General features: G+C 42.1%; 20 protein-coding genes and 1 tRNA gene. 17 read left to right on the top strand and 4 right to left on the bottom strand.

Annotation, left to right across the window (positions count from 1 at the left end; translation table 11 throughout):
• Nucleotides 1-263: 263 nt before the first annotated feature.
• Nucleotides 264-956 (top strand): hypothetical protein, encoded by a 693-nt coding sequence (locus NT141_04450; protein ID MCX6784279.1) that lies wholly within the window; start codon nucleotides 264-266, stop codon nucleotides 954-956.
• A gap of 127 nt (nucleotides 957-1,083) precedes the next feature.
• Nucleotides 1,084-2,895 carry a recombinase family protein gene (locus NT141_04445; protein ID MCX6784278.1) on the top strand — a complete coding sequence of 604 codons (1,812 nt, stop codon included), beginning with the start codon at nucleotides 1,084-1,086 and terminating at the stop codon, nucleotides 2,893-2,895.
• Here the strand turns inward: NT141_04445 and NT141_04440 are convergent.
• Nucleotides 2,881-2,955, bottom strand: a tRNA-Gln gene (locus NT141_04440). The genes NT141_04445 and NT141_04440 overlap by 15 nt on opposite strands.
• A gap of 69 nt (nucleotides 2,956-3,024) precedes the next feature.
• On the opposite strand from NT141_04440, the gene NT141_04435 reads away from it, so the two are divergent.
• The 5 genes from NT141_04435 to NT141_04415 are packed head-to-tail and all read left to right on the top strand — an operon-like array spanning nucleotide 3,025 to nucleotide 9,452.
• Nucleotides 3,025-3,762, top strand: a complete 738-nt coding sequence (locus tag NT141_04435; GenBank protein ID MCX6784277.1) for a hypothetical protein — start codon at nucleotides 3,025-3,027, stop codon at nucleotides 3,760-3,762.
• A 34-nt stretch (nucleotides 3,763-3,796) separates the two neighbouring features.
• Entirely contained in the window at nucleotides 3,797-6,607 is a 2,811-nt protein-coding gene (locus tag NT141_04430; protein MCX6784276.1) for an acetate--CoA ligase family protein, read from the top strand.
• A 9-nt stretch (nucleotides 6,608-6,616) separates the two neighbouring features.
• Nucleotides 6,617-8,335 carry a 2-oxoacid:acceptor oxidoreductase subunit alpha gene (locus tag NT141_04425; protein ID MCX6784275.1) on the top strand — a complete coding sequence of 573 codons (1,719 nt, stop codon included), beginning with the start codon at nucleotides 6,617-6,619 and terminating at the stop codon, nucleotides 8,333-8,335.
• The gene (locus NT141_04420) at nucleotides 8,332-9,189 is read left to right on the top strand and encodes a thiamine pyrophosphate-dependent enzyme (protein MCX6784274.1); all 858 of its coding nucleotides are present in this window, start codon (nucleotides 8,332-8,334) and stop codon (nucleotides 9,187-9,189) included. Before NT141_04425 ends, NT141_04420 begins: the two co-directional genes overlap by 4 nt.
• A gap of 17 nt (nucleotides 9,190-9,206) precedes the next feature.
• Nucleotides 9,207-9,452, top strand: a complete 246-nt coding sequence (locus NT141_04415) for a ferredoxin (protein ID MCX6784273.1) — start codon at nucleotides 9,207-9,209, stop codon at nucleotides 9,450-9,452.
• Here the strand turns inward: NT141_04415 and NT141_04410 are convergent.
• Nucleotides 9,449-10,141, bottom strand: coding sequence for a DUF6390 family protein (locus tag NT141_04410; protein MCX6784272.1), 693 nt, complete (start codon nucleotides 10,139-10,141; stop codon nucleotides 9,449-9,451). The genes NT141_04415 and NT141_04410 overlap by 4 nt on opposite strands.
• 83 nt (nucleotides 10,142-10,224) lie before the next feature.
• On the opposite strand from NT141_04410, the gene NT141_04405 reads away from it, so the two are divergent.
• Nucleotides 10,225-10,629, top strand: coding sequence for a hypothetical protein (locus NT141_04405; protein ID MCX6784271.1), 405 nt, complete (start codon nucleotides 10,225-10,227; stop codon nucleotides 10,627-10,629).
• Here the strand turns inward: NT141_04405 and NT141_04400 are convergent.
• Nucleotides 10,569-11,870 (bottom strand): Ni/Fe hydrogenase subunit alpha, encoded by a 1,302-nt coding sequence (locus NT141_04400; protein ID MCX6784270.1) that lies wholly within the window; start codon nucleotides 11,868-11,870, stop codon nucleotides 10,569-10,571. The two genes, NT141_04405 and NT141_04400, sit on opposite strands and share 61 nt — an antisense overlap.
• A 54-nt stretch (nucleotides 11,871-11,924) precedes the next feature.
• Nucleotides 11,925-12,434, bottom strand: coding sequence for a hypothetical protein (locus NT141_04395; GenBank protein ID MCX6784269.1), 510 nt, complete (start codon nucleotides 12,432-12,434; stop codon nucleotides 11,925-11,927).
• A gap of 23 nt (nucleotides 12,435-12,457) precedes the next feature.
• Between NT141_04395 and NT141_04390 the strand changes: the two genes are divergently transcribed.
• From NT141_04390 to NT141_04350, 9 genes are all read left to right on the top strand, one after another.
• The gene (locus tag NT141_04390) at nucleotides 12,458-12,664 is read left to right on the top strand and encodes a HypC/HybG/HupF family hydrogenase formation chaperone (protein ID MCX6784268.1); all 207 of its coding nucleotides are present in this window, start codon (nucleotides 12,458-12,460) and stop codon (nucleotides 12,662-12,664) included.
• Nucleotides 12,661-14,382: a VanW family protein gene (locus NT141_04385; protein ID MCX6784267.1), complete on the top strand. Its 1,722-nt coding sequence runs from the start codon at nucleotides 12,661-12,663 to the stop codon at nucleotides 14,380-14,382. The genes NT141_04390 and NT141_04385 overlap by 4 nt, the downstream gene beginning before the upstream one ends.
• A gap of 15 nt (nucleotides 14,383-14,397) precedes the next feature.
• A complete protein-coding gene (locus NT141_04380; GenBank protein ID MCX6784266.1) occupies nucleotides 14,398-15,246 on the top strand; it encodes a BRO family protein in 849 nt (282 codons plus the stop codon).
• Between the two features lie 90 nt (nucleotides 15,247-15,336).
• Nucleotides 15,337-15,687 (top strand): hypothetical protein, encoded by a 351-nt coding sequence (locus NT141_04375; protein ID MCX6784265.1) that lies wholly within the window; start codon nucleotides 15,337-15,339, stop codon nucleotides 15,685-15,687.
• 65 nt (nucleotides 15,688-15,752) lie between these two features.
• Nucleotides 15,753-15,962, top strand: coding sequence for a hypothetical protein (locus tag NT141_04370; protein ID MCX6784264.1), 210 nt, complete (start codon nucleotides 15,753-15,755; stop codon nucleotides 15,960-15,962).
• The gene (locus NT141_04365; protein MCX6784263.1) at nucleotides 15,952-16,284 is read left to right on the top strand and encodes a hypothetical protein; all 333 of its coding nucleotides are present in this window, start codon (nucleotides 15,952-15,954) and stop codon (nucleotides 16,282-16,284) included. The genes NT141_04370 and NT141_04365 overlap by 11 nt, the downstream gene beginning before the upstream one ends.
• Nucleotides 16,285-16,362: 78 nt before the next feature.
• Nucleotides 16,363-17,685 (top strand): histidine--tRNA ligase, encoded by a 1,323-nt coding sequence (hisS, locus tag NT141_04360; GenBank protein MCX6784262.1) that lies wholly within the window; start codon nucleotides 16,363-16,365, stop codon nucleotides 17,683-17,685.
• A 23-nt stretch (nucleotides 17,686-17,708) separates the two neighbouring features.
• The gene (locus NT141_04355) at nucleotides 17,709-18,773 is read left to right on the top strand and encodes an AAA family ATPase (GenBank protein MCX6784261.1); all 1,065 of its coding nucleotides are present in this window, start codon (nucleotides 17,709-17,711) and stop codon (nucleotides 18,771-18,773) included.
• A gap of 100 nt (nucleotides 18,774-18,873) precedes the next feature.
• Nucleotides 18,874-19,494, top strand: coding sequence for a uracil-DNA glycosylase (locus NT141_04350; GenBank protein MCX6784260.1), 621 nt, complete (start codon nucleotides 18,874-18,876; stop codon nucleotides 19,492-19,494).
• The last annotated feature ends 58 nt before the right edge of the window (nucleotides 19,495-19,552 follow it).

The raw sequence follows: 19,552 nt of genomic DNA, 5'->3' as shown, positions 1-19,552 counted from the left end.
GTCTCACAGCTTGAAAAGCATTATTTTCTCCTCGGAATGCTCTCGGAACAGGAGGCTTGAGTAACCATGCAGCTAAGTAATAAGGCTATCAGTGATTTTAAGAAAGTATATTACGAAGTATTCAAAGTTGAGCTTTCAGACGAAGGTGCGAATAGAAAGGGTTTAGAGCTACTTCAGTTCATAAAGTTAGTCTACGAACCTATTCCTGTTGATATTCCAATTCCAAATATAGACACCCCATTGGACCAAATAAGGAATAAAGTATGACCGTAGTTCTTGCTATTGAAAACTCATATCACACGAAATTAAATGGTTATAGAGTTTGTCATCGTAACAAGTGGGATCTACTCGAACAGGGGGTGCTGACTCTCCAGGAGTTAACACTACTCGATTTTTATATTGACGTGGCCACTTTTGACGAAAATAAGCCTGATTTTGGCTTGTTTAAGACCGACTTCGAGGATTTATGCCAAATCTTTAACTACAAGTCGGACCAAGCGATAAGAAATTGGCACAATGGATTGGTATCGAAAGGCTTTATTGAAACTACCAACCTCACTAATGTAAATAAACTTATCTGCCCAAAAAGATACTTTTTAAACAGTTTAGTTTGTAAAGGTGAGGCCAATCATTACCAAAACGTAGAAAAAGACCAACCAATAGAAGCAATTCTCCAACACATTAGAATCCTACCCCAATCCGTTGGAACCGAATTCCTGCCTATTGGAACCGAGCAGGCCGAAAGCGTTGTTACTACAACTAGTTATCCTTCTATAGATATAGGTTCCTCTAAGGTTGTATCTAGTACGTATCCAATTAAAGTCGTCACCCATCAAATAACCATTAGGGGCAAAGAGGAGTATGAGTTGATAATTAAAGAATTGGATCTAAAAACGCTAATGGTAGAAGATTTAGCTTGGATTGATAGTAATAGCACAGAAATGATAGCTATATAAAACGAACACGATGAGGACATAGCTGCCGACGTTTATTTTGGAGGCGACCTTAGTAAATATGAAAATTATCTATAAGCACTTGAATAAAATCTTTAATAATAGTTAAATTGTAACGTGATCAAAATTTGTGGTGGAGTTTTTTAATGCCCCCATTGGACAAGACTTCACCGTTTTGATCACAACCAGTGGGGGCGTTATTTATATGTATTATTTGGACGATAACAAATTAAAAGATTTAAAAAAGCTGAAGTACTTAGTCTATTACCGTAGATCTTCAGAGGATAACGAAGACCGTCAAACCCAATCTATTCCCGGTCAGAAACTTGATGTAAAAGAACAGATACTTGATAGGTACGGTTTAAATGTCATAAATCAGGGCGCACCTTATGAGGAGAGCCAGTCAGGGTTTAAGACTGGCAGGCCCTGCTTCAACGATCTTATGGCAAGGATAAAAAATGGGGAAGCTGATGGAGTAATCGTTTGGCATCCAAGCCGGGTAGCTCGCAACTATGGTGATGGTGGGGCCTTTGTGCAACTAATGCTAGAGAATAAGATAAAGATTGTTTTGACGTGCTTTGGGATATTTGATAATAACCCAAGAGACCGGGAGTACCTGATGGCCGAGTTTTCTAGAGCAACACGTGATAGCGATGATAAGAGCGTAATGGTTAAGACTGGTAATAGAACCAAATTCAATACTGGATGGTGGTCCGGACCCGCTAAGCAAGGCTACCTCAATTTTACCGATCCTACTACTAAAGAGCATATCATCATTAAAGACAAAGATCGGTTCCTGCTCTTACAAAATGCAGCAAGGCTCATATTGAACGACTCTTATACTCCAATGCAGGCTTTTAATAAACTAAATGATGAGTGGGGTTACCGGACCCGCAAAACTAAAAGGCAGGGCGGTAACAAGATGTCTGAAAGCTCTTTCTACAAATTTATAGAGGATCCCTTCTATTATGGTTTGTTGGCTAGGTTAGAAGGTCAAATGATCGGCAAGCATGAGCCTATGATAACTAAAGAAGATTTTGATCGCTTACAGGTCATCACCGGGCGCAGGGGTTGTCATGTTACAGAACACGAGTTCGCTTTTAAGGAGCCGCTACGTTGCGGTGAGTGTGGTGGATCTATTACTTGTGAGGAACGCTGGCAAATAATCTGCTCTGTCTGTAAAACTAAGTTTCATAAAGGCAAAGACGTTACAAGTTGCCCGGAGTGTAAAACGTTGATTGAGGATATGGCTGGTCCCACGACGCTGCATTACATCCATTATCACTGCACCAAAAAGGCTAACAAAAACTGCTCACAGGGGTGTATATCTCTAAAGACACTTGAAGAAAAAATAGACGAAGAAATTAAAAGATACGATATACCGGAGAAACTCTTAGTTTGGGCGGTTGATTACCTAAACGAACTTAATGATAAAGAAACAGAAGATCGGGAAGTTGTTAGAAGTAGCGTAAAGGATGCTTATGACGACTGTGTTAAAAGGTTGGATAATCTTCTCAAACTAAAAATATCGCCTCAAAATATGGACGGTAGCGTTATTTCGGACGAGGAGTACGCATTACAACACCAGCCTCTTTTAGCAGAAAAGACGAGGCTTATGGCAAAGATTAACGGTACAGACCAACGAATCAATAAATGGCATGAGTTATCTGTTAACACCTTTAACTTCGTCTGTTATGCCAGGTTTTGGTTAGTAAATGGTGGTCTTAAACAACGGACCCAAATTCTCACCGCTTTAGGTTCGGACCTAATCATTAAGGATAGGAATTTGTTGATAGATGGACAAAAATACTTCTTTTTAATTGAGGAGGGAAAGAAAAATCTGCAACAGATAGCAGAAAGGTTCGGACCTACGACTTTGATCGATCTACTAATGCAAAAGGACCCTCCAGAGGTCCTAAGAACTGAATGGCTGGGGAGCTAGGGCTCGAACCTAGAGTTACCACGTCCAGAGCGTGGTGTGTTACCATTACACTACTCCCCAATGTTGCAGCACGACACATTTTAACACCTCTAAGACCCAGGTGATATTTTGGTGATAGAATTAGTTGTCGTGAACATAAAAGCTGATCTACCCAGTAAACCAGATTCCGAATCCGTTGCCACTACTGTAGAAGGTCGGCAGTTTGAGCCTTTATCTACTGAATACTCAAACGTTTTCTTTTACGAAGAATTAGCTAAGCTTCCGGAAGGTATAGCCTTTCCGCTTTCTCCCGAAGTTGGGCAGCGAGGCAGAGATTACGTTTGCGACAAAATTTATAATATTATTCATAACTCGCATAACAAGGATTACTTTCCGGACTCTTGGTCGCAATACGGTAATGACTCTTATTTGATTGGAAGAATTATGCCTTATTGTTACAGTACGGAGAGAAGTCCGGGGAATATGGTTTTATCCGAGTTACTTGAGGAGTGCCCAAATCTTTGTTGGCTTAGAGGGGGAAATTTAGAAAGGTCTGACGGTTTCGCCACTATAGAAGGTGTTTTTGGAAGAAATGGGTATGTTGGTGATTTGGAATCTTTTCGTTACGCCTTTGAGGATCACAACGGACATAAACGTGACGTTACAGTTTTATACGTAGCTAGTTTAGCTGGAGTTATAGATGGCGTGCGTTCAGGGGCCTTAAGTTTAGGTTCAGAAAGTTTACATGACGTGGTTATCTCATCTAGGGATCTTGATAAATATAACGAGTGGTGTAAAGAACATTTAAAAGTTTTTATGCTTGGCGACAGCGAAACCGAGAAGCAACAGATACTACAACTATTGAACTCAAGGGCGATCAAAACATAATGACAGTCGCATTGGTTGTTGCTAAACTAAGCCTGTGGATTTAACTGCCCTATTCTGCCCAAAATCTGTCGCTATTATTGGCGCCTCAGAAACGCCCGAAAAAGTGGGGGCGATTGTCCTTAAAAACATTATTGACTCTGGTTTTAAGGGCCAGATTTACCCCATTAATCCTAAACTTCAAAAAATCGGAAATTTGCCGTGTTTTGCCGACATTAAAACTTTACCTGAAGTTCCTGAGTTGGCGATTATTGCTATCCCCACTTTACTGGCACTTGAGGTTATGGTTCAGATTGGGGAAGCTGGAATTAAAAATGTCGTCATTTACACGGCGGGCTTTAAAGAGGTTGGTGATGAGGGTGCGAAGTTAGAGAAACAGCTTCTAGAAATCGCTCAAAAATATCAATTGAATGTTTTGGGTCCAAATTGTTTTGGTTACGTTAACAATGATTGCCCAATTAACACCACTTTCGGCGAAACTTATTCACAAACTGGAAATCTGCGGTTCATTTCGCAATCGGGAGCGATTGCTGCGAGTCTTTTTGATTGGTGTAAATCGCAACAACTTGGTTTTAGTGATTTTATAACTTTGGGGAATAAAGCGGTGGTTACCGAAAATGATGTTTTACGTTATTTTCAGAAGAGTGAGTCGAGGGCTCCGATAGGAATGTATTTAGAGTCGATTGCTAACGGTCCAGAATTTCTAAAGGTGACGTCAGAAATTACAAAAACTATACCAGTTTTCATTATTAAGCCTGGGAAGACTCAAGCGGCGGCAACGGCAATGAAATCACATACGGGCTCTATTGCCGGTAGCGATTCTATTTTAGAGGTGGCCTTAAAAGAGGCTGGCGTTATTCGGGCTCAAACAATGGAAGACTTTTTTGACTTATCCCGGGCCTTTTCCTGGTCTAAATTCCCAGAGGGACCAAAAGTTGCAATTATTTCTAATGCTGGGGGACCAGCGGTGATTTGCGCCGACGCTGCCTCAGAAGCGGGAATGGAGCTTGTCCATTTTGATGAGGCTACTCGTCAAAAGCTTTTGGACGTTTTGCCAAGGTCGGCGAGTATTCAAAATCCAATTGATCTTTTAGGGGATGCGTTGGCAGATCGCTTTGCAGCAGCCTCCGAGATTATTCTACAAACAAATAATATTGACTCGTTAGTTGTCATATTAACTCCCCAAATTATGACGCAAATTGCGCAAACAGCGGAAGCTTTAGGGAAGTTACCCAAAAAATATCAGAAACCGATTTTTTGCTCGTTTATTGGGGGCACATTGGTGGCCGAGGGGGAGCAAAAATTAAACGAATACCAGATCCCGTCCTTTCGTTTTCCAGAGCGAGCCATTGCTGCCATCGGAGCCATGTGGGAGTTTAGAAAGCGGCAATTAACCGTAGGTTCTAGGCTTCCGACTTCCGAGGTTACCGAACTTTCAGATGAAATATCAACTCAAGTTGAGAAGATTATCGAGTCTGCAGTAAAAGCCGAGCAACCGGCTCTTGATAATTTGGCAGCCAATAACGTGTTGTCACTGGCTGGAATTCCAACACCGCCAACATCCACAGTGACGTCACTTTCTGACGCCAGCCAACTAGCCACCAAGATTGGTTACCCGGTCGTCTTAAAATTGTCGTCGCCGGGCCTTCTGCATAAACGAAAAATTGGTGGTGTTATCGTCAACATTAATAACGAAGGACAGTTGGAAAGTGCTTGGTCAGAACTCACACGTAAGATCTCAAGTCTCGACGATGATATTAAGGAAAATGTGGGAATTCAGATTCAAAAGGAAGTGGTAAGTGGGGTGGAGGTAATTATTGGCGTCAAACGTGACCCGACCTTCGGACCGGTACTGCTGTTTGGGGCTGGTGGGTCACTCGCTGAACTAGTCGCTGATCGAAATCTTCATTTGTTGCCAATTGACCGGTCACACGCCGAAAACTTAGTTAAAGGTTCTAAAGTTTGGTCACTACTTAAGGAAAGTGAAGGAGTGCCTGCGCATGCTTTGGAGAAACTTTATGACGTGCTGGTGAGGCTCAGTCAACTAATAGCAATAATGCCGGAGGTTACCGACATTGAGATCAATCCGGTTATTGTAACTTTGAATGACGTATGGGCGGTGGACGGTAAAGTGATTTTACAGCCACGTCAAATCGTCGGGCCAAAGTTCAAGACAGCGACAGTCATTAGCCACGTCGTTGAAGCTAACAAGTATCATTATTTTGAGCTGGAAACCGTGGAACCGTTTAGTTTTCAACCTGGTCAATATGTTAGCGTCAAGGTTGCCAGTGACCGAATTAATTGCTATTCGATTGCGGGCACAACAGCTTCAAATAGATTTAATCTACTCGTTGATACTTCACCTGGCGGACCAGGCTCTAAGTTTTTTGCGGCTCTTAAAGCCTCCGATAAGCTCGCTTTTCTTGGTCCTTTGGGAACCTTCACTTTAAAGCCTGAAGACGGCGCTTCAAAACTACTTTTTGTGGCGACGGGATCAGGGTTGGCTCCACTAAAATGCCAGATTGAGGCGGTTTTAAAATCAAATCCAGAGCAATCGGTTACTTTATTCTTAGGTCTAAATAGTTCAACGGAAGTTTTCTTAAAGGATTGGTTTGAGAAAATGGTTAGTACATATCAAAACTTTAAGTATCGAATCGTGGTTAATAAACCGGAAGTGACTTGGAAAGGTGACACCGGTTTCGTAACCGAGTACGTTGCTCGAGATTTACAGGACGTTAAAAATTGCGCTGTTTATTTATGCGGGAATAAAAATATGATTGCGGCGGTTTCTCAAGTAATGCTCGATCACGGTTGCCAAGCCGCCAGGATTTACACGGAGAAGTATTGATAAACATCTATGTATAGTCAAAATATCTACACAATTAAAATTGGTGGTGAAGCAGGGCAGGGCATTAAGTCGACCGGTTTAATTTTTGCAAAGTTAGCGACGCGCTCCGGTTACCATATTTATACCCACACCGAATACGGGTCGCTCATAAAAGGCGGGCACAATATGATGCAGATCAATATCTCGAAAGATTCGGTCACCGCGCCGCGCCTAGCTACTGATTTTTTAATCGCTTTTAATCAGGAAACGATTAATCGTTATGGAGGAGAACTCGCGTCTGGGTCACAAATTGTCATCGATATCGATCGAAAGTTGGATCTCACAAAAATAGCTAAAGAGGTAGTTGTTTGCCAAGCACCACTTTCGAGGTTGGCTCGCGAGATAGGTAGTAACGAGCTGATTGCCAATATGGTGGCTTTGGGAGTGACGGCGGCCTTGCTTGGTGGCGACTTAACGATTCTGAAAGAAGTTATTTTTAAAAACTTTTCGGGTGGGGAGGTGGCGGGTGACTTGAAAGCGGCGCAATTGGGCTACGATTATGCGACTAAGAATTTTTCTAAGAATTTAGGAACGGTCTTAACTTCCGTCAAAGATGCTCCACAAAGAATGGTCGTTAATGGCAATGAGGCCTTGGCTTTAGGGGCAATTGCCGGGGGTCTGCAATTCGCGGCGATTTACCCGATGACTCCGATCACTGGACTTCTGTCTGTTCTTGCATCACTACAGAATGAGTATGGTTTTATTTACAAGCAGCCGGAAGACGAAATTGCGGCTATTAATATGGCGATTGGAGCTTCTTATGCCGGGGCGCGGGCGCTCACTGCAACTTCCGGTGGGGGTTTTTGTTTAATGACTGAAGGACTGGGCCTCGCGGCGATGGCGGAGACGCCACTCGTCATCATCGAAGGAATGCGTCCGGGTCCCGCGACCTGTCTTCCTACGTGGACTAGTCAAGGCGATTTGCAATTTGTGCTACATGCTCATCAAGGCGAGTTTCCAAGAATTGTTCTAGCTGCTGGTGATGTCACTGAAGCTTTTAATCTCACTAAACAAGCGCTGGATTTAGCCAGTAAATACCAAACACCGGTGATTCTGCTGGTTGATAAGACTTTATGTGAGAATGATCACTCCGTCGCCGCGGCGGCTATGGAGGATTTCGCCGGGCTCAACTCGCTATCTACAGTCCCTGTTGATACTAATTATCAGCGTTACGCTGTCACAGATTCTGGAATTTCACCAAGAGCCCTTCCGGGGAGCGGTAATTTCTTTGTCACAAATTCTGATGAGCATAACGAAATTGGATTTTCTAGCGAAGAAGCTTTAAATCATGTTGCGCAGACTAAAAAACGTCAGCAGAAAGAAATTACTTGTGCTAAAGAGGACATGCCGGATCCGGAATTGCTAGGTCCGAAAGACGCTGATGTCACATTGGTTTCTTGGGGAAGCAACAAAGGGGCGATAATAGAGACTCTTAAAAATTTTGATAATGTTAACTTTTTACATTTAACTTGGCTAAGTCCTTTCCCAGTCGAAGCGGTTTGCGATATTTTGTCGAGATCGAAACATATTATTGATGTCGAATGTAATTATACTGCTCAACTCGCTGCTTTAATTCGCGAAAAAACCGGTATTGAAATTTCGGATCAGTTTTTAAAATATGACGGCCGGCCAATTTATCCTGAAGAAATTACCGCTAAGATTGATTCTGTGCTATCAAAAAAATTATGACTTCTCTTAAAGATTTAACCACGCCATATTTTCCCAATTGGTGCCCGGGGTGTGGGAACTTAACCATTTGGGCCGCTTTTAAAAATGCCTGCGTTGCAAAAGGTTGGGATAATACCAATTCGGTACTCGTCGCGGGGATTGGTTGCCATGGCCACATCGTCAATTTTACGAAAATAACCTCTTTTGAGGGTTTACATGGTCGAGCTTTGCCCGTTGCCGAAGGGGTTAAATACGTCAATAATCGCTTGAACGTCTTCGTGTTCACTGGAGATGGCGACATGCTGGGGGAAGGTGGCAACCATTTTATTCACGCCTGCCGTCGGAATCATGATCTGACTGTGTTACTTCACGATAACGCCATTTACGCCTTAACCACTGGGCAAACTTCACCGGCCTCACAACACGGCTTTAAATCTAAATCAACACCTGCTGGAAATCCCGATTATCCGTTTCCACCTTTAGCTTTAGCGATTGCCTCCGGGGCAACGTTTGTGGCGCGTGGTTTTTCCGGTGATATTCATGGCTTAACGGATTTAATTATTCAAGCCAACGAACATAGAGGACTGGCAGTAATCGATATTTTGCAACCCTGCGTAACATTTAATAATGTTTGTACTCATCAGTTTTATCAGCAAAATACTTACCAATTACCGGCAGATTATGATCACACTAATAAAATCACGGCTTTTAATAAAGCTTTAGAATGGGGCGAAAAGCAGATACCACTTGGCCTAATTTACAAAGAAGTAAAAGCCACCGCGGAATCGCAAGTGCCTCAAATTTCGTCTCAGACATTAGTATCGCGTCAACCGACGAAACCAGATTTAAGTAAACTGTTTTCAAAGTATTATTAATTTGGTATCGTAATCTTATGGAAGATAGAGTGGTGCAAGTGGGAAAATATAAGTTGCAAGTCATTCGAAGTTTGTGCATTGGGGCGGCTTCTTGTCTGGCGGTTTCTCCCGACACCTTTACGCTTGATGGTGAGAATAAAGCGGTCATTTCGGAAAAAAGTGGGGACAGTCCTGAAAACTTGCTACTCGCAGCTCAGTCCTGTCCCACCAAGGCCATTATCATTACCGACGAAACTGGTAAAATCGTTTGGCCTTTAAATTAAAACGACTTAAGTACCAACTTTAAGGCGTCTTCAATCTTTTTCTTCTCCTCTTTTGTTAAAATAGCGATAATGTATCCGCCATGAACTGCCACAGTGTCACCAACCTTAATTCCGCTTACGAAACAACGAGCTACCAGCAACTCTTCAGTCAAAGTCTTCGGTTTGAATGTACCTCCGACGTGGTTTACCGAGCGCAAAGTTAACGTAACAAATCCATTCAAAATATCCGTAACCGTTCCTTCACGGACCAGACATTTATTGGCTGCATCTGTCGCCTCGGTTCCAGTTAATCCAACCAAAATAACGTCGGCATGTAGCACCTTTTGGTCGTGGTGGGGTACAAATTTATTTAGTAAATTTGTTCGAAGCCTATCGATGAGTTGTGGTTTTACTCCTTGCTCCTTATATATCTGCAGTAGCCTTAAAAAGTGGAAATGTTCGAATTTTGTTAGTCTGCTGTCTCCAAAGCAGTAGGCACGTGCCACTTCGTAAGTAAATGGCGAAGTAACAAACACTTCAGAGATTAAGCGTAAATAGGAGTAAAGAAACTTAAATTTTTTAAGTTCGGTTTCTACTCCTGTGTAATTACCGGTTTTTATACAGTCTAGAAGCAGCTGCGTATTAATCTCCGATGAGCACTTGGCCGACAGTGCGAATCTTACTAATAATCCTAAGGCTTTATTGTCCATTTGTTCTCCTTTAATGTCTTTATTATATACTAATCGTTGCGGGCTTAGCAGGCTAAGCCCCTACGATCGAATCTATTCACTATATGAATGTTTACGTTTTTGGAAATGAAGATGTTAACGAAGATAAATTGGCGATGGAGGTTGCTAAAAAGTTGGTGGTTGATTTTGGTGGTCAAATTAAGTTTGAATTTGTAAAACCGAATGCGGATTTGCCTTTTGAAAATTCTGAGGATGTTGTTATCTTGGACGTCATCGCTGGACTAGACTTTTCCAAAGTCTTGTCTGACATGGAACTTAATCATTTGAGTCTGTCACCGCGGAATTCGGCCCATGATTTTGATTTAGGGTTGCAGCTCAAATATTTAAAAAAATTAGGGAGGTTAGGAAAAGTTACGATCGTTGGGCTACCGATGTCACCAGAAGTTGATTACTCGTCGGTCCATTCGATTTTTAAAAAGTTAGTGGCACAAGACATGCATGGGTCATAGGCTCGAATAATTTTTTCGGCTTCTAATTTTAAAATTTTACGATCTTTACTTAAATTCTCGTTAAAATATTTCTTTAAATCATTTTCGATATTTATTTGATTTTGGGCTGTGGGAACTATAACATCATAATCTTCAATTATTCCAGAGCCGTTCACTTTAGCCATGTGGTAGAGCGTGCCGCGAGGGGCCTCAACGACACCCACACCAATACCGGCTTGAGGCGGTTTTCGGATCGGTTTTTCATCAACTATTTTTAAAGTCTTCAGAATACTTAAGGCGTCTTCCACACATTGTAAAATTTCAATCGCTTGAGCTAAATTATTATGGTAAATATTATTTGAGGGGAAGAGTCCTAAGTATTCATTAGCTTCCGCTTTCACTAGTGGATTCAGTAAATCTTTATTGAAATTTATTCGGGCTAAGGACCCCACTAAATAATCTTCATGACTGTCGGAAAAGACGTAGCCCTCGGCTTGAGAATAGGGAATAACTACCGATTTTAGAAAATCGTGAAACTGCTTTTCTGGGACTTTCTTACCGCTAGAGTTAATGATTTCGCCGTTTAGAAAATCGTACTGCTTGTCATTTCGAAGAGCTAGGTAGTCGGAGTTGCGGGTGAGAGTCGCAGGGTACTCCGCGAAGGTTTTAATACCACGGATGACTTGGGGTCGAATTCTTTCCAAACGGGTGATCAGATCCGCGAACTTGGATTGGTCCGGAAGTTTAAGGAAGCCACCAACGGTAGGGTAGGGAGCATGAATAGCGGCGCCAATTATGGCGTCTGTAATATCTGATCCCAATTTTTTTATATCGAAAGAATCGTGAAGAAGAGTGTGGGCCGGGTCATCGTGATCGTCGGAGATGTCCAAAATTGAATCGATGCCAAGAACGTCTGGTAGAACGAAAAAGTAAAGGTGAAGGGCATGGTCTCTAATCATCAGACCGTCGTAAGCGAGACGTCGCAGGAGCTTTGTTTGCTCCGAAACTTCAATACCCTGTGATTTTTCTAGAGCTTTAATGGCGGCAAAAGTATGGGCCACGGAACAAGTGCCACAAATTCGCGATAGAAACGCCGGGGCGGCCACAATTGGTTTACCCTTTACGGCTTCGGTATAAAAACGACGGTAATCTTTAATTATAAATTTAAGATCCGTAACTTTGCCGTCAGTGACAGTTACATTCAGGCCCGCAGTGCCCTCAATCTTTGTGATATTTTCAATCGTGATTTCTTCTTGATGCATATCGTAATTTTTACAATTTTCGCCTCGATAAATTGGTAGCGAACGAAGAGAGCGTTAATTATTTATCTTAAATAATGTTAGGTATTTACTCAAAACTTCAGTAAATTTGGCGGCATTCATTGGGCAGCCATCGACTTTATCGTCTACTTTAATAACATCTTCTAACTTTTGCACTTTAGCACTGTAATCAAAACGTTTAAAATAGTCTCCTATTTTTCCGGTCATTTCTTTGTCCCCAAAAGCATTCCGGGAACTCGATGGCATCCCTGTACAAGCGCAAGCGCCAATGGCCACCACGTATTTAGCATTCTCTCGAATCTTTTTAACGTCCACGGCTTGGGAATCGGATGAAATTGCCCCTTCGATAAAAGCCACGTCCAGATTTGATAAATCATTGTCGGATTTTAGAGTTTTAAAATGTTTAAACTCAACTAATTTAACCCAATCATCAAAATGAGTGTTAAGCATTTCCGTCAAGAGTATCGTGCTATCCTCGGAGCAAGTGAACGAGAACCAACCAACCACCAACTTCTTACTTAAGATACTCGTGACTGTCTGGTCCATAACATCTATAATGATAGCAGAATATGTGCCTTGCAATTCCTGGGAAGATTCTAAATGTTGAAGGCCAGCGGGTGACGGTCGCCTATCCGGGTCAAACGCGCGACGCCCTAGCTGGTGGAGAAGATGTTAAAGTTGGAGATTTTGTAATGGTACAGATGGGGGTGGTTGTTAAAATCTTGACGGCAAAGGATGCGGCGATTGCCCGTTCTGCTTGGGAGGTGCGGACGTGATCCGTCGATTCGGATTTATATTCCTCGGCTTTCTTTTAACCACTCCGTTTATAGCCTACGCTATCTTTAATTTTTATTACGCTGGAAAAATTATACCAGGAGTCTATTTTGGCCAAACAAATCTTGGTGGTAAGTCCGTAGCTCAAAGTTTAGATATTATCAATCGCACTTATGATACCGCTTCCCCAAGCTCAGCTTTAACTTTCGGCGACAAGAATTTTCCGGTAACCGCGGCCGACATAGACTTTACATATAACGCTCTGAAGACTGCCGAAATGGCTTACAACGTTGGTCGTAGTGGTGATTTTATATCTGAGTTAATTACTAAATGGCAAGTGGCTAGGCATTTACGAATTATTAAACCTATCTATTCATATAATAGTGAGAAATTGTCGAAAATAATTACTAATGTATCGTTGCAATTAGCTAAACCGGCTCACGACGCCAGCTTTAGTTTTGACTCCGGGACATTTACTATTACTTCCGAAAATAGCGGTTGGATTATCTCTGAAGACTCCGTCAAATCCCAGCTATTAAGTAAATGGTCCAAGTTTGATTATTCAGATATCACTTTGCCTCTAATTGCATCAAAGCCCCAGATTTACCAAGCTGACCTGCAAGCGATTAACGATGCTGTGTCGACTAAAGTTACAACACTAACTAAAGTTACTTTCAATAATAAAAGTTGGTCTTTAACGCCGGGTCAATTGTTGCACTTTCTAACTTTTACCAAGTCACCAGGTAATGTCACCGTCTCCGCTAATACCACTGTTATCACTGATTACTTAACGACAATTGCCGCAGACCTTAACGCTGATAGTCGGGGCGAAGTCTTTAAAACAGATAATAATAAAGTAGTTGACTTTAAACCCTCTCAGCCGGGTTACGAGTTAAAAGTGACAGAATCGGCGGCGGCAATTGCGCAAGCCTTAGAGTTGACGACAACGCCGAAGTCTGTCGCTCTGGTCGTCAACACTACGCCAGCCCCCAAAAGCGGCAATGAATATGGTATCAACGAATTAATTGGAGAGGGGACTTCAAATTTTTATGGCAGTATCCCGGGGAGAATTCATAATATTGACGTCGCCTCTGGTCGGATCAGTGGGGCTTTAATTCCGCCGAACACCGAAATCTCGTTTAATAATCTGGTCGGTGAGGTGAGCGCGGCGACCGGCTATGACGAAGCTTATATTATCTCTGACGGTCGGACGATACTCGGTACTGGGGGCGGTCTTTGCCAAGTATCGACGACTCTTTTTCGGGCGGCTTTAAATGCCGGGCTTCCAATCATTAGTCGCACGGCTCACGCGTATCGTGTTCACTATTACGAACCGCCTGTAGGACTAGATGCGACGGTCTACAATCCAGGCGTCGATCTAGTCTTTAGGAATGACACGCCGAACTACATTTTAATTCAGCGAGAAATTGACATTAATAAAAACTTTTTGGGTTTCCAGATTTTTGGAACTTCAGACGGTCGCTTGGTTGCTATGAACGGTCCTGTCGTCACCAATAATCAACCGGCTCCGGCCACTTTATATCAAGACGATCCGACTTTACCAAAAGGGACGACTTTACAAACTGACTTTAGCGCCTCGGGCGCCGATGTCACCTTTTACCGCAAAGTTACTCGCGCGGGTTCCGTCCTCCAAGACGATACTTTTGTGAGTCACTACCAACCCTGGCGGGCAATTTTTAACGTCGGGACGAAAGAGTAGTAGTATACTTTGTATATGGTCAAGGACTCTGTAGATACATTGGCTATTTTCGATGGCTACAAGATCCGTCGCCACTTCGATGAGGGTTCTGAAACCTGGTATTTTTCTGTTATCGACATCGTCCGAGCTTTAACTTTACAACCTCATTTCCAAGCGGCGAGGAACTATTGGAAGGTCTTAAAAAGCCGACTATTAGCTGAGGGTAGTGAAGTGGTTACAAAATGTAACCGGTTGAAATTACCAGCGGAAGACGGAAAAATGCGCATGACAGACGTTGCGGACGTCGAAACATTGCTAAGACTAATCCAATCAGTCCCCAGTCCCAAGGCTGAGCCTATTAAGCTATGGTTGGCTAAAGTTGGTTACGAAAGAATCCAGGAAAGTGCTGATCCGGAGAGGTCCCTAAACCGCGCTCGTGAAAACTGGAAAAAGTACGGTCGGAGTGAGAAATGGATTCAACAGAGGATGACAGGCCAGGAAACCAGAAATAAATTAACAGATTATTGGAAATCGCATGATGTGAAAGAGCAAAATGAATACGCCGTTTTAACAAATATTATTCATCATGAATGGTCGGATCTAACTGTAAAGCAGCATAAAAACTTAAAAAACTTGAAAACGGAAAACCTAAGGGATCATATGACGGAGGCGGAGTTAATCTTTACCGCGCTGGCAGAACTTTCGACCCGTCAAATAGCGGAGACCGTTGGGGCTAGTGGTTTTACAGAAAATAAAATTCCGGCGGTACGGGGAGGGCGAGTAGCCAAAAATGCTCGGAAAGAGTTGGAACAAAAAACCGGTCGTAAAATAATTTCCAGAGAAAATTTTAAGTCACCTCTACCAACCCTGGCGGGCGATTTTTAACGTTGGGACGAAAGAGTAATTAATGGCTAATTGTGGCTAATCCTTTATCTTTGACAACTGATAGCTTGTGCTGTTTACTATTAATTGCTTATGACTGATGTTAGGAAAAAGAAGATAGCAATTTCACTAGTAATCCTAGTTACAACATTTGCTTTCGTTGGGCGTACTTTGTATAGCACGATAATAACACACAATACTAACTTGAGGAGTCTTACACAACGCCTTGCTTTATCCTGCAATTTATTTCAACTTAAAACTGGCAAGTTCCCAAGTAGTCTAGAAGAACTTTCAAATCTTGGAGACGTTAAAGTACCAGCAGATAGTTTAAGCTCACTTAGCTACGAACAGAATTTAAAAGGTAGTGATGCTACAATCACAGCAAATCTTTATTTTGGACAAAAATATGCAGTTAATTGTCTGGACGAAATATTTCCTAACTAAAAACGATCTTCCCAAAGTTTTTGTATTATAATGTCCTCAGGATTTGATCATAATTTATTATCAATATGGCTGAGCAAATCTCGGTTTTAGCGAATATTGTTACTATACTTGGTTTTCCTTTTTCAATATTCATGGTTATACGTGAATTAAAAAGTGGTACTAAAGCAATTTATAAACTAATCTCTTCAATAAAACAGCAGCAAACTGTGAAAAATGAAGGTATAATAGAAAATCTATATATGAATAATAGTATGGAGGTAATACATGGGAAATAACCTAAACCAAAGTAGCATATTAGAAGGAACAATTGAGTTCTGGATAAGCGAGAACAAAGTCGACTTCCAAAGCAATGAGGCCATCCAATTGCTTCAGGTTAATCCTTTGGGTGGATCCATTTTAATTATCAAGGACGTTGATAGAAAGATTAAGGTATTTCACGTTTACATCGGGAAAGGCAGAACTGACGTTGAATGTGACGTATCCACTCTTGATAAATCTAAAAAGCATATGATTGCTTTTACTTGGAGCGTTGGGAATAAAGAGTTAAAACTGTATATAGATGGTGAACTCAAAAGTACTGCAACTATTACTTATTAACTTTTAATTTACCGTTGTTATATCCAATAACAACTTGGTCACTACATTTGTTACCCTTTTTAAACTATAATCACGGGGATGGAAAAAATAAAAGCCGAAAAACTAAGCACCCAGCCTTATAAAGGGGCGAGGGATTTTTATCCGGAGGATATGAAAATCCGGAATTATATTTTTAACACTTGGAAACAGGTGTGCTTATCGTTTGGTTTTGAAGAATATGATTTTCCGATCATTGAGCCTCTAGAAATTTTTGCGGCTAAGTCTGGATCGGAAATCGTCAACGACCAACTGTTCTCATTTGAAGACCGAGGTGGCCGCAAACTGGCCGTTCGACCAGAACTGACTCCGGGAACAGTCCGAATGATTGCTCAGAAGTTTGAGGAACTGCCAAAGCCTGTGCGCTGGTTTATGATCGGCAATAATTGGCGCTTTGAGAAGCCACAGCTAGGCCGGGGGCGCGAATTTTACCAACTCGAAGCTAACATTTTTGGCGAAGCGGGAGCTACGGCCGACTTTGAAATTTTCTCTTTAATCATTTCTTTACTTAAAGCTTTTGGGGCTAAACAAGAGCAATTTAGCGTGCGGTTTAGCGATCGAAGATTAGTCGCTGAACTGTTAGGGAACGTCTTGGGATTGTCAGAAGAATTGCAAACAAAAGTAAGAAGGTTGATGGACAAGAAGGGTAAGTTATCTCAGGAGGATTTCGATGCTGCCTTACTTGACTTGGGTCTAAAACAAGGTCAAGTCGATTCCGTTAACAAATTTCTAAGTTCCAAGTTTCAAGATTTACCGAGTATTATTTCCGATGAGTTACTTAATAAAAACGAAGGATATTTAGCCATTCAGAAACTAGTCAGTCTTCTCAAAGACGCGGGACTTTATGAATATTGCCGCTTTGACCCCTCGATTATTCGTGGCTTTGATTATAGCGATGGTTTTGTTTATGAAGTTTACGATGAGAACCCAAATAATCGGCGGTCGCTTTTTGGCGGGGAACGCTTCGATCGGCTAATAAATATCTTTGGCGATTACGAACTACCTGCGACCGGCTTTGCTCTTGGTGACTACACTTTTTTAGAATTTTTAAAGAACTGGAATCTGTTACCAAAGATGGAGAATACAATCGACTTCTTAGTCACTGTTTGGCCTTCCGAGTCGGACGGTTACCAAAAAAGAGCGTTTGAAGTGGCCACTAAATTACGAGAATCTGGTAAAAACGTAGTCACTTGGCTTGGAAAATCCGACAAACTCGAGAAGCAACTTAAATACGCTGATCGGAAACAGATCGGGAAAGCGCTCATTATTGGTGAGACGGAACTAAAAGACGGCACGGTCGCCGTAAAAGATATGATTGCCCGCAGCCAAGAAACTGTAACACTTGAAAAACTGCTTAAACTCTAACTTAATTCTGCTAAACTAAGTTCGTGGCGGAAGATTTCCTCTTTATTGAACTAAAAAAACTAAACGACCAAGTATCGGCCGCGAAGGGGCTCCCGGATGGTCTAAAAGAACGCTTGGTTCAGATGCTGGACCGACTTAATCGCCTTTCGCATGTCTCTAATTATTCTTCAGAGTTTGATACCTTAAGCACTTACATAGAAACCGTCCTTTCAATTCCCTGGGGAAATTACACTAAAGATAATTTAAATATCGCTAACGCGCAGAAAGTGCTTGATGCAAATCATTACGGACTAGACGATGTGAAACAGCGAGTTTTAGAATATTTGGCCGTCCAAAAAATGTTAATTGAACAGAAGGCTGACAAACCAATGGAAAAAGCCACGGTACTTTGTTTGGTTGGGTTGCAGGGCGTTGGGAAGACGACTATGGCGCGGTCTGTAGCCGAAGCCCTTGGCAAAAAATTTATCCGGATTTCTATGGGCGCCCTCGGCACAACGACCGAACTGCGTGGTAAAAGCAAAAGTTTACCGGACCCGGAACCGGGCCAAATTGTTAAAGCTTTGATTCGGACTGGAGTCAGAAATCCCTTAATTCTGCTTGATGAAATGGATAAAGTCAGTGGCGAACAAGGGCTACGCAGTGACTTTATGGCTGTCCTTCTCGAACTACTTGATCCTGAGCAGAATACTTCGTTTCGCGATCATTATCTTGATTATCCTTTGGACCTGTCAGATGTGATGTTTATTTGTAGCGCTAATAATATTGGGACTTTTTCGGCCGCGCTTATGGATCGCTTAGAAATTATTCAAATGCCTTCATACACCGATTCTCAAAAGGAAGTAATCATTAAAAATTATTTACTGCCAAAAGTGATGAAGGCGACAGGACTCAAAAGTGAGCAGCTGTCTTTTAGTGACGAGATTTGGCCGAAATTAATTCGCCCCTTGGGTTATGATTCGGGAATCCGAAGTTTGCAAAGAATTATTGAAGCTGTCTGTCGCAAAGTTGTCCTCCAAATCGTAGAGGGCAAAGCGACAGCGGTAACTATTACCTCAAATAATATTAAAGATTTCATGCCACGATACTAGAAACTTGTCATTCCGGCCCCGGAGCCGGAATCCAGTCAACCGATTATAAATCGGATCAAGTTACTGGATTCCGGGTCAAGCCCGGAATGACTTGTGATTTATGGGAAATGATGACTTACTAAAAAGAATTGCGTCCACGGTGACTAAATGCCAGAAATGTCGACTCTGTCATGGCCGTAAAAACGCGGTGCCCGGCGAGGGTAATCCCAGAGCGCAAATTGTATTTATTGGCGAGGGGCCAGGTATGAATGAAGATGAACAGGGGCGCCCGTTCGTGGGCCAGTCCGGAGCGCTTTTGTCAGAGTTACTGAAGACCATTCGCTTAACTCGACAAGATGTGTGGATTGGTAATATCGTAAAATGTCGGCCGCCCGACAATCGGGAACCGATGGTTGATGAAATTAGGGCCTGCACACCATATTTAGATGATCAGCTGCGGGCTATCAAGCCGAAATTAGTAATTCCTCTTGGCAAGTTCGCCTTGGAGCACTTTTTAAAGGACTCTAAAATCAGTAAGGACCATGGCGTTCCGAAGAAAGTTGGTAATTTTATTATTTTCCCTCTTTACCATCCCGCCGCAGCGCTTCGGAGCGAAAATGTAAAGCGGGTCCTAAAAGAAGATTTCCTAAAGATTCCCGGTATTTTAAATATGGATCAGAGCACAATTAAAGTGGCTGGGAATGTGAAGAAGGTAGATGAGAGTCAGGTAAGTTTATTTTAATAATTTGTCATTCTGAACTTGATTCAGAATCCAGTAATTCGATCCAATTGTTAATCTG

The organism is candidate division WWE3 bacterium, from assembly GCA_026396615.1.
Lineage (GTDB): Bacteria > Patescibacteriota > WWE3 > JAPLWK01 > JAPLWK01 > JAPLWK01.
This window is presented reverse-complemented; position numbering and strand designations above follow the sequence as displayed.